The sequence below is a fragment of the Streptomyces sp. NBC_00376 genome, from assembly GCF_036077095.1.
In the GTDB taxonomy this organism is placed as follows: domain Bacteria; phylum Actinomycetota; class Actinomycetes; order Streptomycetales; family Streptomycetaceae; genus Streptomyces.
This window is the reverse complement of sequence record NZ_CP107960.1, coordinates 1,083,833-1,098,772: the sequence shown is the minus strand read 5'-3', so window position 1 is coordinate 1,098,772 and position 14,940 is coordinate 1,083,833. Positions and strand designations below refer to the sequence as shown.

Below are 14,940 nucleotides of genomic sequence, written 5' to 3'. Positions count from 1 at the left end.
TCGAAGTGTCCGGGACAACCGGAGCATCCGGGAATCTGCTCGGCGAGGACGCCGTGATCAGCTGCCCGCACGGCGGCCGTGTCACGACCGCCACGCCATCGAACGGACCGGTGCTCCTCAACGGGGTGCCGGTCCTCACCGGCGCGCACACCCATGTGGTCGCCGGCTGCCCGCACACCGTCGACGGTGTGCCCTCACCCTGTGTGGCCGTCCGCTTCACCGCGGAGGACACCGGCATCACCGTCGACGGCGCGCCCGTGCTGCTCGACACCTCCGCGGCCCAGTGCTTCTCGGCGGCGTCCGTCGCCCAGGGGCCGCCCTTCGTACAGGCCACGCAGCGAGAGGTGACCGTCCCATGAGCCGACGGACCAGGGTCCGCAGCGACATTGCCTTCCCGTTCCGGGTCGACCGGCGGGGGCGTACCGCGCACGCGGATCACGACGAGCACGTACGGGACCTGATCGAGCAGTTGCTGTTCACCAGCCCCGGTGAGCGCGTGATGCGCCCCGACTTCGGCTGCGGACTCCGCGACCTGGTGTTCTCGCCCAGCAGCCCCGAGCTGACCAGCACCCTTGAGCTGTCCGTACAGGCCGCTCTGCAGCGCTGGCTCGGCGACCTGATCGAGGTCGAGGCCCTTGACATGGAGAGCGACGAGAACGTCGTACGCGTCCACCTCGCCTACGCGGTGCGCGTCACCGGGACCCGCCGTGACGACGTCTTCGAAGGGAGGGCCCAGGCGTGAACAGCACCACGACAGGAACGACGACCGGCACCAGGCGGGCCAAGGTGAGAGCCGCACAGCTCAACGGAGTCGACTTCGTCGAGGTGAGCGACGACGGACTCACCCTCACCGTCACCTTCCTCGGCAAGGCCCCGCACGGCCTGTGCCCGGAGAACGTACGCATCGACGGCGGCCGCCGCATCACCGGCATCCGCGCCGAGGACGTGAGCGTCGAGCGCGAGGAGGACCCGGAGCTCGACGACCGCCTGTACGTCAACCTCGACAGGGCGGGCGACTCCTCCCGCTACCGGCTCTCGCTGGTGGAGGCCGATCCGTACGGGCGGCCCGGCGAGGTGCCCTTCCGCGGCTTCGACCAGTGCTATCACAGCGCCGGGTTCGTCTTCCGTCCCGACTGCCCGGCACCGTTCGACTGCGAGGAAGCGCCCCACCGGGGGGAGAGCTTCCCAGCGGCGCCGGTCATCGACTACACGGCCCGCGACTACGGGACGATCCGCAAGCTGCTCCTGGACCGGCTCGCGCTCACCACTCCCGACTGGGCCGAGCGCAGCCCCGCCGACCTCGGCACGACCCTGGTCGAGCTGCTCGCCCACACCGGCGACCGGATCAGCTACCAGCAGGATGCGGTCGCCACCGAGGCGTACCTGGACACCGCCCGCCGCCGGATATCCGTACGCCGCCACGTACGGCTCATCGACTACGCGATGCACGACGGCGTGGGCGCACGGGCCTACGTCGCCATCGAGACGGCCGGCGAACACACCCTGCTCCCGGGAACCTTCCGCTTCGCCTCCGTGGACATCCGCGCCCTCGACCCGCACGACACCCCCGGACCCGGCACCGTCATCGACGACGCGGACCTCGCCGACCTGGACGAACGCGGCGCGGTCGAGGTCTTCGAACCGGTCGCCGCCGACGAGCCGCTGCGACTGCTCGACGCCCACAACGCGATCCGCCTGTGGACCTGGGGCGGCGAAGCGACCGGCCTGCCCAAGGGTGCGACCGCCGCCACCCTGCGCGACGAGTGGCGCGATCCGGAGCTCTGCCAGGAGCGCCGGCTCGACCTCCGCCCCGGCGACGTACTGATCCTCGAAGAGGTGAAGGGCCCGCGCACCGGCACCCCGGGCGACGCCGACCCCACCCACCGCCAGGCCGTCCGCCTCACCTCCGTCACCCCCGGCGTCGACCGCATCGAGGACCAGCCCGTCCTCGACGTCACCTGGGCCGCCGAGGACGCCCTGCGCTTCCCGCTGTGCCTGGCCACACTCCAAGGCCGCGACTGCGCACCCGTCGAGGACGTCAGCCTGGCGCGCGGCAACGTCGTGCTCGTCGACCACGGACGCTCCCTGACCCGGCGCGGCGACGGCCTGCCCGAGACGGTGACCGTGCCGCACGCCCCGGCCGTGGCCGGCACCTGCGGCACTCCGTCCTTCGGCTGCGCCGACCGCGACGAGGGCAACGCACCGGCCCGGCTCATCAACTTCCTCGCCGACAAGGCGGAATGCGGTACGTCGCTGAGCGCGGACGACATCCGTGAGCTGTTCGACGTCGTCGGCGAGGCGGAGACCGACCGCGCCGGGCTCGGTCTCGAACTCGCCGGGCAGCACGGCCGCGAGCGGGTGGTCCCCGGTACCTCCTACGCCCAGGCCGCCGCACTCAGAACCCTCCTCGCCCAGTCCGTCTACCCGGGCATCGAGCCCCGATTCCACCCCAGGCCCGGCCGCTCACCCATCACCCAGGCCGTCCCCTTCCCGGACCCGGCCCAGGTCAGCAAGGGCCAGGCCGACCGGCTCGCGGCGATCCCCGAGCGGATCAGGCAGCGCCTGGTCGAGCTGTGGCGCAGCGCCCGTTCCCGCGACGGGCTCGACGAGGCGGAGATCGCCGAACTCACCGTCCTCTACGGACTGAAGACCCTGGAACACCTCGAACTCCACCTCCATCCGGTCCGCGCCCTGCGCGAACTCCTCCACCGGAGCGACCGGTTGATCGCGGGCAAACTGCGCCGCATCGAGGTCCTCACCGCCCGCGCCCGCGCCGGCACGGTCCTCGACGGACACATCGCCTGGGAGATCGCCCACAGCTGGGGCCCGGCGTACGCGGCCGGACTCCACCCCGACGAGCCCGTCCTGCGCGGCCCGGCCTCCGCCGCCCTCGCCCACGATCCGTGCCGTGCCCTGCCCGCCGTGCGCGTCCACGACGGCGAGCACATCTGGGAGCCACGCCGCGACCTGCTCGAAAGCGGTCCCCGCGACCGGCACTTCGTCGGTGAGCTCGACGACGACGGCCGCCTCGCCCTGCGCTTCGGCGACGGCCTGAACGGCGCCCGGCCCACCCCGGGCGCCCGCCTGGAGCTGCGTTACCGGCTCGGTGGCGGCACCGCCGGCAACGTCGGCGCCGAGGCCATCAACCACCTGGTGGTCTGCCGGGAGGACGACGCACCGGTCCCCGTCGCGGGCGTACGCAACCCGCTGCCCGCGCTCGGCGGAGTGGAACCCGAACCCCTCCAACAGGTACGGCAGTTGGCCCCGCTCGACCTGCGCCGAACCCGGCTGCGCGCCGTCACCGCCGAGGACTACGCGGCGCTCGCCTCGGCTCTGCCCGGGGTGCAGCGAGCCGCCGCCGAGATCCGGTGGACCGGCAGCGTCCAGGAGGTCCACGTCGTGATCGACGCGTACGGCACCGGCACCCCCGGGCCCGCCCTGCTCGACTCGGTCGCGCACGCCCTGGAGACGTACCGGCGCATCGGCCACGACCTGGTGGTGAGCCCCGCCCGGCCGACCCCGGTGGACATCGGGCTGTGCGTGACCGCGAAGCCGGGGCACCAGCACGGTCAGATCCTCGCCGAGCTGTACCGCGTCCTCGGCCGCGGCCGGCTGCCCGGCGGACGGCTCGGCTTCTTCCACCCGGACGCGCTGACCTTCGGCGAGCCGGTGCGGCTCAGCCGTCTCGTCGCGGTCGCGGCCGCCGTCCAGGGAGTGGAGAGCGTCCAGGTCACCCGGTTGCGGCGCCTGTTCGATGAGGACCGCGGAGAGAGGGAGGAAGGCGTGCTGCGGCTCGGCCCGCTGACGATCGCCACTTGCGACAACGATCCGGACCGGCCCGAGAACGGCCACCTGGAGATCACCCTGGGAGGTGCCCGATGAGTGACTCCGACGAGTGCACCTGCGGCGGCGCGTGCGGCGGCGGTCACGACGAGCGCCGGGCGCCGTCCGCCCCGCACAACCCGCCGGGCCGTACCGCACTCGACTACCGGGTCGGCGACTACGGCTCCTTCCTGGCAGCCCTCCACGACCGGCTCGCCTCACCCGCCTACCCGGCACTGGACCGGCTCACCGTCCGTACCCCCGACGACCCGGCGCTCGGCCTGCTGGACGCCACCGCCGTCCTCGGGGACCTGCTCACCTTCCACTCCGAGCGGATCGCCGACGAGGCCTATGTGCGCACCGCCAACGAGCACCGCTCGCTGGTGCTGCTGGGCCGGCTGGTCGGACACCGGCCACGCCCAGGCGTCGCAGCCTCCACCCACCTCGCGTACCGCCTCGACCGGGACCCGCGGGCCGAGGCGCTGCCCGTGCTCATCCAGCGCGGCGCGCGCAGCCACTCCGTGCCCGCCTCCGCCGACGAGGAGTCCCTGACCTTCGAGACGGGCCGGGACCTGATGGCCCGCTGGGACTGGAACGAGCTCGAGGTGCGCCGCCGCCGGGCCACGCTCATCACCCCGGACGACGTGGAGCGCCGCTCCGAGCTGTTCGTCGAGGGCGCCGACCACTCCCTGCACACGGGCGACCAGCTGCTGTTCGTCTTCGAGGAGAAGGCGGGCGGCGACCGGCGCCTCGCGCCCATCGCGAAGGTCCGCGTCGACCGGGACGAAGACATCACCGGTATCGGCCTGCCCATATCGGCGCCGCCGACCCTGACGGAGCTCGTCGACGAGGTGCGGCGCTGGGTCGCCGAACCGGAGGGACCGGGTGAGCCGGGCGAGGAGCCGCCCACGCCGCAGGTGCCCAACCCGCGGCCGGTCAGCCTGTTCATCGAGGAGTTCGACCAGCAGGTGCTCGCACCCCTGCGGGCCGACCTGCCGGGCATCAGGACGCCGGGGAAGCTCGCCGACCGGCTGTCCGAGCCGGTGGAGCGACTCGGTGAGGCGCAGGTCCTCGCCGAGGCGTACGAGGACGTCGCGGCCTGGTTCGAGCAGCTGGAGGCAGTCCTCGCCGAACTGGCCGACCGGGCGATGGATCTGGCGCCCGGCCGGCCGGTGGACGAGGACGAGCGGGCCGCGGTGCGGAAGTACACCGCGCAGCGGCAACAACCCCGGGCCGCCGCCTTCGACGCCCTGGCCGCCCTCGTGCCCGCCCTCACCACCGGCCGGGCCGCCCGCGCCGGCCTCACTCCCGCCGTCCCGGCCCCGGGTGCCGACACGGCCCGTCTCCTCACGGCCCTGCACCCCGGCCTGGCCCGCACCCTCCCGTCGGCCCTGCGCGAGGCCAAGGCGCCGAGTGCGCCCAAGCTGCTGCGCGAGCTCCTCGCCATGCGGGTACGGACCGCCCCGTTCGGAGCGACGGCCCCGCTCAAACCGGTCCAGGACGACCGCGGCCGGGTCGTCCGCACCGCCGACTGGCCGCTCACCGGCGCCGTACTGACCAGCATGCGCGTCGTCTTCGACACCTCGGGCAAGGTCCCGGAGAAGGCGGAGTTCCAGTACATCGAGGGCAGCGCGTCCGACCAGCGGTCGGAGAACCTGCTCGGCCAGTCGAACATCCCGACGTTCCCACTCGGCCCCGGCACCGTCGACCTGTCGACCCGCACCGCCCCGGACCGCGAACTGAGCTGGCTGGCCCGGCGCCCCACCGACTCCCAGGAGCCCGGCGTCACCGCCCGGCTGCACGCGGGGCTGCCCGAACTCGGCCTGTTCGTGTCCCGGCCCGACGACGCCAACCGCATCCAGGTCGTCGTCAGCAACGGCTCGTCCGAGCCGGTGATCCTGCTGCCCGGCGTGCCCCAGCAGGTCACGCGCGACGGGTACGAGGTGACGCTCAAGTACACGGCGGCCGGTACCCAGCCGGACGTGGAGATCGTCATCGCAGGCAGGCCCGAGCCGGTCGACCGCACGATCCTGCAACTGGACAGCGTGCAGGACGCCATCACCGTCGGCAGCTGGGTCGCGGTCCTGCGCCCCGGGAAGAGCCGGCAGACCCGCCCGCCCGGCGAACCGGACCTGGGATTCGTCACCACCAAGGTCATGGCGGTGCGCACGGCCGCGTACGCCAACTACGGGATCACCGGGCGCGGCACCGAACTCGTCCTCGCCGACCCGTGGTTGGACGAGAAGGACGTGCTGCTCTCGCACATCAGGGACACCACGGTGTACGCGGCAGGGGAGCCGCTGCGAATGGCGGACGAGCCGCTCGGCGAGGACGTCCACGGCAACGAGATCGAGCTGGCCGACCTGCACGAGGGCCTGCGGCGCGGCCGGACGCTCATCGTCAGCGGGGAGCGCAGCGACATCCCCGGCACGGCCGGCGTCGAGGACACCGAGGTCGTGGTGATCGCCGAGGCCGAGCGGGCCACCGACCCGACCGCCCCGGACGGGCCCTCCCACACCAGGCTCACGCTCACCGCCGACCTCGCCCACCGCTACCGCCGCGAGACGGTTCGGATCCTCGGCAACGTGGTGGAGGCGACCCACGGCGAGAGCCGCGACGAACCCATCGGCAGCGGCGACTCCGAGCGCACCGACCAGACCTTCGCGCTCTGGCAGTCCCCGCTCACCTGGATGGCCGCCGACACCCCTCTGGGCGCCACACCCGCCCTCGAGGTACGCGTCGACGGTCTGCTCTGGCACGCCGTCGACAGCCTCGCAGGACGCGGCCCCCGCGACCGCGTCTACATCACCGGCACCACCGCGGACGGCCGCACCACCGTGACCTTCGGCGACGGAGTGCACGGCGCCCGGCTGCCCAGCGGCCACGAGAACGTCCGCGCCCGCTACCGCTTCGGCACCGGCAAGGCCGCCAATGTCGACGCGGACCGCATCACCCAGGCCGTCACCCGCCCCCTCGGCGTCACCGCGGTCACCAATCCGCGGCCCGCCACCGGTGGCGCCGACGCGGACGCGCCGGCGCTCACCCGCCGCACCATTCCGTTGTCGGTCGCGGCCCTGGACCGCCTCGTCTCGGCCCCCGACTACGAGGACTTCGCCCGTTCCCGCGCCGGGATCGGCCGGGCCTCGGCCCGTGAACTCTTCGATGGCAGAAGGCGGTTGCTGCATGTCACGGTCGCCGGCACGGACGACGTCCCGATCGCCGATCACACCGGCGAGTCGGACCTGCTGCGCTCCCTGCGCGCCTCCCTCGCCGAGTACGGCGACCCGCGCCTGACCGTGCGGGTCGACGTACGCGAACTCGTGGTGCTGCTCCTCGCGGCCAGGGTCAAGGTGGCCCGCGACCACTCCTGGGAGAGCGTCGAGCCGCGGCTGCGCCAGGCGCTGCTTCGCCGACTCGGCTTCGAGGGACGGGAGCTGGCCCGGCCCGCCGCCCTGTCCGAGGTCCTCGCCACGGCGCACTCGGTGCCGGGCGTCGACTACCTGGACGTCGACGTGTTCACCGGAGTCCCCGCCTCGGCGACCCCCGGCGAGCTGGCCGATCTGGTCACCGACCCCGGTCCACCGCGCCCCGTCGTCCCGGCGCGCTCGGCGACGTACGACGAACGCGTCCACACCGTGCGCGACAAGGACGGCGAGACGCTGTCGGCCGTCAGCGCCCGCTACGGGCTGCCGCTCGCCGAACTGCTGCGCCTCAACCCCGACATCACCGACACCCGGCGTCTGGCCAGGGGGCGTTCGGTGTACGTCTTCCGCGGCATCCGCCCGGCACAGCTCGTCATGCTGTCGCCGAAGGCCGCGGACACGATCGTTCTCACGGAGGTCAAGTGATGTCCCGAGAGCCGGACGGCCTCGCCGATCTGCTGCCCCAGTGGCACCGACTGCGCGACGCCGAGGAGGGCGAGCCGCTGCGGGCTCTGCTCGCCGTCATGGCCGAACAGCTGGACCGGGTGCGCGACGGTGTCGAGCAGGGCTACGAGGACCTGTTCGTGGAGACGGCCGCGCCCTGGGTACTGCCCTACCTCGGCGACCTCGTGGGCTACCGGACCCTGCCCGGCTACGAGCGGGTCCTCGCCCCCGGCCTGCGCGGGGCCACTACGGCCGGACTGGAGCAGGCCATCGCGCCACGTCGCGATGTCGCCGCGACCGTCGCCAACCGGCGCCGCAAGGGCACCCTGCACCTCCTGGAGGAGATCTCCGAGCAGGTCGCGAACTGGCCCGCCCGCGCGGTCGAGCTGTCGCGGCTCGTCTCCCATCAACAGCCGGTCAAGCTGTACTCGGACGGGGCCGGGCACCGCATCGAGCGCGGGCGGACAGCCGACCTGCGCGACGGCGCGGCGCTCGACCTGGCCGGCGGGCCCTTCGGGGCGGTCTCCCGCGCGGTGGATGTGCGGCGCGCCGATTCCCGCTACCGGCAAGGGGGCTTGAGCCCGGCCGGGGTGGCGCTGTTCGTATGGCGGCTCAAGGCGTATCCGCTGACCACGTCACCCGCGTACTGCATCGACCGGGCCCGCAACCTGTACACCTTCTCCATCCTCGGCAACGACAGCCCGCTGGTCACCAAGCCGGAACCGGAGCCGTCCGCCACCCACATCGCGACGGTCGACAACGTTCCGGCGTTCATCCGGCGCCGCCAACTGCACGACCGGCTCGCCGACTACTACGGGCCCGGCAAGAGCTTCGTCATCCGCCGCGACGGCGAGGACGAGCCCGTGCCGCTGTCCGACATCGTGGTCGCCGACCTTTCGCAGTGGCGCTACCGGCCGCGGCGCGGACAGGTCGCCGTCGACCCCGAGCTGGGACGGATCGCGTTCGGCGCGCGGTCCGCGCCCCGGCAGGGCGTATGGGTCGACTACCACTACGCGTTCGGCGCCGACATGGGCGGCGGCCAGTACCCGCGCGACCGCGTCGAGCGGCCCGACGCCACCGTGTACCGGGTGGGCCCCGGCCAGACGTACCGGCAGATCATGGACGCCTACCGGGCCTGGCAGCACGACCGCCGGGCGGGCACCTGCGGGCCCGACGGCATCGTCGAGATCACCCACAGCGGCGCCTACCAGGAACAGCTGGACTTCGACCTCGACCCGGGCGACCGCTTCGAGCTCCGTGCCGCGGAGGGCGCACGTCCCGTCATCCGGCTCCTGGACTGGTACAGCAACCGGCCCGACGCCCTCAACGTCCGTGCCGTGCCGGAGGACTGCGCCCCCGGGGAGCGACCGCGCATCGTGCTCGACGGGCTGCTCGTGGCCGGGCGCGGCATCAACGTCACGGGCCCGATGGGCGCGGTCGTCGTCCGGCACTCGACGCTCGTTCCCGGCTGGTCCCTGGAGCCGGAGTGCGCTCCGCACTCACCCGACGAGCCCAGCATCGTCCTGGAACGCACCACCGCCTGCCTCCAGATCGAGGACAGCGTCCTCGGCACCATCGAGGTCATCGGCGACGAGGTGTCCGAGGAACCCCTCGACATCCACCTGCGCGACTCGATACTCGACGCAACAGGACCCGACCGGGAGGCGCTGTCCGCACCGGACTGCCGGCACGCGCATGCCGTACTGCACATCCACCGCTCCACCGTGATCGGCGAAGTGCACACGCACGCGGTGCGCATCGCCGAGAACTCGGTCTTCACGGGGCGGCTGCACGTCGCGCGGCGCGGTATCGGCTGCATGCGCTTCTCCTGCGTTCCCGCCGGGTCACGCACCCCGCGCCGCTACCGTTGCCTGCCCGACCTCACGGGCCCCGGCGGCGCCGCGAAGGTGCGGCCGCTGTTCACCTCCGAGCGCTACGGGACCCCCTGGTACGGGGAGCTGGCCGAACGGTGCGCCGAGGAGATCCGGCGCGGCGCCGAGGACGGGGCCGAGATGGGCGCCTTCCACGACCTGTACCGGCCGCAGCGCGAGGACAGCCTGCGGGCCCGTCTCGCGGAGTACGTGCCCGCCGGGACCGACGCCGGGATCTTCTTCGTGACCTGAGCCGAGCCGCACCCGAGGGCGTCTGCCGCGCCCTTCCCACCGACGACGTGCGACCCGCACACTTCCGAACCAGGGGGACACCCTTCATGCACGCAGACATCTCCCGCTCCACCTTCCGGCCCTCGCGGCACTACTCGGCGGTCATCGCCCAGCAGGGCCGGGTCCAGCTCGACGCGGACGCCAACGAGCAGGCCGCGATCCAGCTCCACCAGGCGCGCACGACCGCCGTCGACCTGATCGGTCAGCACGGCGGCCCGCTCGGCGCCGACGGCGACACGGGCTTCCGCATCGAGTACCACGGAGCCACCCCCGACCTCGACACCCTGGACATCCATGGCGGCCACTACTACGTCGACGGCATACTGTGCGACGCGACCCGCCCGGCCCCCGGCGACGCGGTGCCCGACGAGGACGCCGCCGCCTCCGACCCCGACGACGGGATGCCCACCGCCGAACCGCCCGCGTTCTGGGACTACTGGGACCAGCCCGACGGCTACCGCGACAAGGAGAAGCCGGGTGACCGGCTGCCCACCGACTACCCCTTCGTCGTGTACCTCGACGTGTGGGAGCGGGCGGTGACCGCCGCCGAGGACCCGGCGCTGCGCGAGGTGGCCCTCGGCCCGGCGATGCCCGACACCGCCGCCCGCCGCAAGGTCGTCTGGCAGGTACTGCCGCTCGCCTACTCGAAGCTGGGCATCGAGGGCGATGTGCCGTCGCCCGACGAGGTGCGCCGGGCCTTCGAGCGCTGGGCGGCGGGCGAAGCCGCCCCCAAGTCCCGCCTCGCCGCCCGCAGCGAGCGCCCCGACCACGCCGACGAGGACCCCTGCCTCGTCAAGCCGGACGCCCGCTACCGGGGTCCGGAGAACCAGCTCTATCGCGTCGAGATCCATGAGGGGGGCGAGGCCGGCAAGGCGGGCAAGCCCGGCAACGCCACCTTCAAGTGGTCCCGCGAGAACGGCTCAGTGGTCTTCCCGGTCGATGAAGTCGACGGCATCTGGGTGCAGTTGGCGAACCTCGGGCAGGACGACAAACTGGACCTGGACGTCGGCGACCACGTCGAGCTCGTCGACACCGCGTACGCCTCCCGTCTGGAGCCCCTGCCGCTGCTCAAGGTCGAGGAACTGGACCTGCCGGGCCGCCGGGTACGTCTTTCCGCCGAGCCGGACCAGCACGTCGGGCGGCGCCCCGAACTCCACCCGTACCTGCGCCGCTGGGACCACCGGGCGGGGCCGAGCCACCGCGGCGGCCGCACCACCGCGCTGCGCGGCGGCGCCATCCGCATCGAGGAGGGCGCCTGGCTGCCGCTGGAGGACGGCGTCGAGATCTACTTCGAGAAGGGCCGGACGTACCGCACCGGCGACTACTGGACCGTCACCGCCCGCACCGCCACCGGCAGCGTCGAATGGCCCGTGAACGCCGCCCGCAAGCCGCTCCTGATCCACCCCGCCGGCATCGTCCGCCACTACGCGCCGCTCGCCCTCGTCAAGGGTGAGGGCAGCCCCGTCGACCTGCGCCTCGGCTTCACCCCTCTCGCCACCCGGGCCGTCCCGCCGGCCGGCGCGGCCGCTCTCGCCGCCGAACAGCAGGCACGGGAAGAGGAGCTGGCCGCCGAGGGCGCCGCCCCGGCCGCGACAAGGTCGCAGACGACCGCCGCCGCCGAGGCAGCGGTGGACGAGGCCGCGGGCGGAGAGGAGAACGCCTGATGGCCACGCCCCTGACCGCGTCCAAGCTGGTGGAGGTCCTGCGCGCCGAGGGCCTCACCGTCCACGAGGTACGCAACTGGCGCCGCCACAACCGCAACGCGAAGGGCCCGTACGGCCCGATGCACGGCGTGATGATCCACCACACCGTCACCTCCGGGACGGACTCCTCGGTCGCGCTCTGCTACGACGGCCACTCCAGCCTGCCGGGCCCGTTGTGCCACGGCGTCATCGACAAGAAGGGGGAGATCCACCTCGTCGGCAACGGCCGGGCCAATCACGCGGGCCTCGGCGACAGCGACGTGCTGCGCGCCGTCGTCAACGAGACGAAGCTGCCGCACGACAACGCCGCCGACACCGATGGCAACCGCCACTTCTACGGATTCGAGTGCATCAACCGCGGCGACGGCAAGGACCCATGGCCCGAGGCCCAGAAGGAGGCCATCGAGAAGGTCGCCGCCGCCATCTGCCGCGCCCACGGCTGGAGCGAACGCTCGGTGATCGGCCACAAGGAGTGGCAGCCCGGCAAGGTCGACCCGCGAGGCTTCACGATGGACGGAATGCGAAAGCGCATCGCGGACCGGCTGGACGGCCACGGCGGGGACAGCGGGAGCCACGAACCGAAGCCGAAGCCGAAGACCGAGTACGAGAGGTTCCCCGGCAGCGGATTCTTCCACGTAGGCCGGAGCCACCCCGTGATCACCATGATGGGGCGTCGCCTGACTGCGGAGGGCTGCAGCCACTACGAGACGGGCCCGAGCCCCGAGTGGACCGAGGCGGACCGCAAGTCGTACGCGGCGTGGCAGCGCAAACTGGGCTTCAAGGGGAAGGATGCCGACGGCACCCCCGGGAAGGTCAGCTGGGACCGGCTGAAGGTGCCGAAGGCGAAGCAGTGAGCACGATGGAGCCGGGGCCCGCCGTCGCTGGATCTCCGACTTCAGGGAGCGATTCACCCGGAAACGGGTGCGCCTCCAGCGCAGATCAAGGCGACGGCCCGGCCTGACCGGCCCCACCCGCGAACGGGTGGGGCCGGACCGGTCGCTACCCGGCCGCCGGGTTCGGCGCCGGGGCGTAGCCGGTGGGCCGGGTCGTGAACGTCCCCCGGCCCTGGGTCCGGCTGCGCAGCCGGGTCGCGTAGCCGAACAGCTCCGCCAGCGGCACGGTCGCCGTGATCACCGCCGTGCCTGCCCGCGCGGCCGAGCCGGTGACCCGGCCGCGCCGTGCCGCGAGATCGCCGAGGACACCGCCCACGGCGTCGTCGGGCACGGTGACGGTGACCTCCGCCACCGGCTCCAGCAGCACCATCGCGCTCGCCCGCAGCGCCTCACGGAGCGCGAACCGGCCGGCCGTGCGGAACGCCATCTCCGAGGAGTCCTTGGAGTGGGTGGCCCCGTCGGTCAGAGTGACCCGCAGCCCGGTCACCGGGTGCCCGCCGAGCGGACCCTCGGCAAGCGCGTCCCGGCAGCCGGCCTCCACCGCACGGACGTACTCCTGCGGCACCCGTCCACCGACGACGGTCGACCGGAACACGAAGTCGGGCCCGCTGTCCCCGCCGTCGTCACCGGTGGCCTCCAACGGCTCCGTGTCGATGACGACATGGGCGAACTGCCCGGCGCCGCCGTCCTGCTTCACATGGCGGTACACCAGCCCGGCCACCCCGCGGGCGACCGTCTCCCGGTAGGCCACCTGCGGCCTGCCGACACCGATCTCCAGCCCGTGCGCACGCCGGATCTTCTCCACCGCGACCTCCAGATGCAGTTCCCCCATCCCCGACAGCACCGTCTGCCCCGTCTCGGGATCGGTACGGACCGCCAGCGAGGGATCCTCCTCGACCAGCCGCGCCAGCGCCGTCACCAGCCGCTCGGTATCGGTCCGTCTGCGGGCCTCGACCGCCACCGAGACGACCGGGTCGGCCGCGGTGGGCGGTTCGAGGACCAAGGGCGCCGAGGGTGCGCACAGGGTCGCCCCGGCACGGGCCGCCTTCAGCCCGATCACCGCGACGATGTCCCCGGCCACCGCCGTATCGACGTCCCCGTGCCGGCCCGCCTGCACGCGCAGGATCCGTCCGACGCGCTCGTGGCGCCGCGCGCCCGCGTCCAGCACCGTGTCCCCCTTCCGGATCGTTCCCGAATACACCCGCAGAAGGGTCAGCCGGCCCGTCTCGGTCGAGCTCACCTTGAACACCAGAGCGGCGAACGGCGCCGCCGGATCGGAGGCCCGCTCCTGCACCGCGCCGTCCAGGGCGCCGCGTACCGGCGGCACGTCCAGCGGTGACGGCAGGTAGGACACCACGGCCTCCAGGAGCGGCTCGATCCCGCGGTTGCGGTAGGCCGAACCGCACAGCACCACTACACCTTCGCCGGTACGGGTCAGGTCGCGCAGCGCGGACCGCAGCGTCCGCTCGGACACCGACGACCGCGCGCAGAACTCCTCCAGCGCGGCCGGATGGAGCTCCGCCACGGTCTCCTCCAGCAGCCGCCTGCGCCGCTGCGCCTCGTCGCGCAGCGCCTCGGGCACCTGCCTCTCCTCGAACGTGCCACCGCCGTCGGCCCAGACCAGCGCCCGCATGCGCAGCAGATCCACCACTCCACTGAACCCGTTCTCGCTCCCGATCGGCAGCTGGACCACCAGCGGGACGGTGTGCAGCCGGTCCCTGATCGACGAGACCGCCGTGTCGAGGTCGGCCCCGGCACGGTCCAGCTTGTTGACGAAGGCGATCCGCGGCACCCCGTGCCGGTCGGCCTGCCGCCACACCGACTCGCTCTGCGGCTCGACGCCCGCGACGGCGTCGAACACCGCGATCGCTCCGTCGAGCACCCGCAGCGAGCGCTCCACCTCGTCGGTGAAGTCGACATGGCCCGGGGTGTCGATCAGATTGATCCGGTGACCGTCCCACGAACAGCTCACCGCGGCGGCGAAGATGGTGATCCCGCGGTCGCGTTCCTGGGAGTCGAAGTCGGTGACGGTCGTCCCGTCGTGGACCTCGCCCTGCTTGTGGACGGCGCCGGTGAGGTAGAGGATCCGCTCGGTGACGGTGGTCTTGCCGGCGTCGACGTGGGCGAGGATGCCCAGATTGCGAACGGCGCTCAGCGGACTGGTGGGTTGACGGTGCAGTTCGGTACGCACGGCCCATGGCCTTTCGGAATGATCCGGAACGGGAGGGCGCGATTCCCGGACGAACCGGGCCTGTGATCAGGCCGGGCGAAGACCTCCGGCACGGTGTGTCACACCGGTGAGCCGCCGCCCGGCCGTGTCGACGCCGGGCGCTGCGAGGTCAGTTGTCCGTCGCGGGGGACCGGTGCGGGCCGCGCAGCCTGCACCGGGCGCACGAAGACACCAGGATCACCTCGTACCGCGACGAGGGGACGACAACAGCGGTGCGGTAGCGCACGGCAGGTCTCCCCCCACTGGTCACGGTGCGCGCCGCAG

Annotated in this window: 8 protein-coding genes; 7 read left to right on the top strand and 1 reads right to left on the bottom strand. The window is 73.0% G+C overall.

Annotated features, from left to right (window positions below; all coding sequences use genetic code 11):
- Positions 1 to 5 precede the first annotated feature (5 nt).
- From OG842_RS05105 to OG842_RS05075, 7 genes are all read left to right on the top strand, one after another.
- Entirely contained in the window at positions 6 to 359 is a 354-nt protein-coding gene (locus OG842_RS05105) for a hypothetical protein (RefSeq protein ID WP_266727807.1), read from the top strand.
- The gene (locus OG842_RS05100; protein WP_266727805.1) at positions 356 to 742 is read left to right on the top strand and encodes a GPW/gp25 family protein; all 387 of its coding nucleotides are present in this window, start codon (positions 356 to 358) and stop codon (positions 740 to 742) included. Before OG842_RS05105 ends, OG842_RS05100 begins: the two co-directional genes overlap by 4 nt.
- Positions 739 to 3,882, top strand: coding sequence for a putative baseplate assembly protein (locus OG842_RS05095; RefSeq protein WP_266727803.1), 3,144 nt, complete (start codon positions 739 to 741; stop codon positions 3,880 to 3,882). Before OG842_RS05100 ends, OG842_RS05095 begins: the two co-directional genes overlap by 4 nt.
- Positions 3,879 to 7,670: a putative baseplate assembly protein gene (locus tag OG842_RS05090; protein ID WP_266727801.1), complete on the top strand. Its 3,792-nt coding sequence runs from the start codon at positions 3,879 to 3,881 to the stop codon at positions 7,668 to 7,670. The genes OG842_RS05095 and OG842_RS05090 overlap by 4 nt, the downstream gene beginning before the upstream one ends.
- Complete coding sequence (locus OG842_RS05085; protein WP_266727799.1) at positions 7,670 to 9,811, top strand: hypothetical protein; 2,142 nt, start codon at positions 7,670 to 7,672, stop codon at positions 9,809 to 9,811. The genes OG842_RS05090 and OG842_RS05085 overlap by 1 nt, the downstream gene beginning before the upstream one ends.
- An 86-nt stretch (positions 9,812 to 9,897) precedes the next feature.
- Positions 9,898 to 11,514: a DUF6519 domain-containing protein gene (locus tag OG842_RS05080; RefSeq protein WP_266727798.1), complete on the top strand. Its 1,617-nt coding sequence runs from the start codon at positions 9,898 to 9,900 to the stop codon at positions 11,512 to 11,514.
- On the top strand, positions 11,514 to 12,407 hold the full coding sequence (locus OG842_RS05075) for a peptidoglycan-binding protein (RefSeq protein ID WP_266727796.1): 894 nt from the start codon (positions 11,514 to 11,516) through the stop codon (positions 12,405 to 12,407). Before OG842_RS05080 ends, OG842_RS05075 begins: the two co-directional genes overlap by 1 nt.
- Before the next feature lie 145 nt (positions 12,408 to 12,552).
- On the opposite strand, the gene fusA is transcribed toward OG842_RS05075, so the two are convergent.
- Positions 12,553 to 14,637, bottom strand: coding sequence for an elongation factor G (gene fusA / locus OG842_RS05070; RefSeq protein WP_266727794.1), 2,085 nt, complete (start codon positions 14,635 to 14,637; stop codon positions 12,553 to 12,555).
- Positions 14,638 to 14,940: the final 303 nt, after the last annotated feature.

Excerpts from the sequence above, each read along its gene's own strand:
- OG842_RS05100 (WP_266727805.1), top strand. The coding sequence starts at position 356 with ATGAGCCGACGGACCAGGGTCCGCAGCGACATTGCCTTCCCGTTCCGG.
- OG842_RS05090 (WP_266727801.1), top strand. The coding sequence starts at position 3,879 with ATGAGTGACTCCGACGAGTGCACCTGCGGCGGCGCGTGCGGCGGCGGT.
- OG842_RS05085 (WP_266727799.1), top strand. The coding sequence starts at position 7,670 with ATGTCCCGAGAGCCGGACGGCCTCGCCGATCTGCTGCCCCAGTGGCAC.
- OG842_RS05080 (WP_266727798.1), top strand. The coding sequence starts at position 9,898 with ATGCACGCAGACATCTCCCGCTCCACCTTCCGGCCCTCGCGGCACTAC.
- OG842_RS05075 (WP_266727796.1), top strand. The coding sequence starts at position 11,514 with ATGGCCACGCCCCTGACCGCGTCCAAGCTGGTGGAGGTCCTGCGCGCC.